The organism is Pontibacter toksunensis (assembly GCF_042686245.1).
GTDB classification, from domain to species: Bacteria; Bacteroidota; Bacteroidia; order Cytophagales; family Hymenobacteraceae; genus Pontibacter; species Pontibacter toksunensis.
Genome location: NZ_JBHUOX010000114.1, coordinates 1 through 613 on the forward strand (window position 1 = coordinate 1; position 613 = coordinate 613).

The 613-nt window shown below is 42.7% G+C and carries 1 pseudogene; it reads left to right on the top strand.

Annotation, left to right across the window (positions count from 1 at the left end):
- Window positions 1-186, top strand: a pseudogene (locus ACFS7Z_RS27385) (IS1182 family transposase); the annotation flags it as partial.
- Window positions 187-613: the final 427 nt, after the last annotated feature.

A 613-nucleotide genomic window follows, 5' to 3' on the forward strand; every position in this document is an offset into this window, starting at 1 on the left:
GTCATGCTCATGGCTGCCGTTGCCTTCAACATAAGAAAGTACATGAGGAACATGTCGAAGAAGTCTGTCAGCATGGCAATAGCAATGGAAAGGGAGCAGCCACATGCTCCTATCTTCAGCTATTGGCTTACCCCTGTCGCTTGCCCACAATCAAAGAGAGGATCATTATATGCTTATTCCGAATAAAGGTTGTAAGGAAGTCATGCTAGAAGCTGAGTTGTGCAACAGCCACCCACGTCTTCCAGGACTAAACCTTATTGAAGGAAGCAGCTTAATTTTATGTACGTGAATGACTAAGGTGTTTTCTTTAGCTATCTTCTCGTTAAAAGGCTATGAAGACACTAAAGTTACTCTGCCGCCTCTGGATAGTGCTAGACGTTATTTGGCTTGCTGGGCAGTGGCTTATTTCCTTTACAGGGTTCATAGGCAGACATGGTAGCAGAGAGAAGAGAAAAAATTAGTGCACACGCTGCCTTTGACTCATATATTCCCACATTCTCTGGGACAGAAATCTGTGTTATGACAGGCAGTGAAACTATATTAACATCCTACTCTGAACACATTCTTCTTCCCTTAATATAAGTGAGTGTCCACTTACTTCAGCTATGTATCT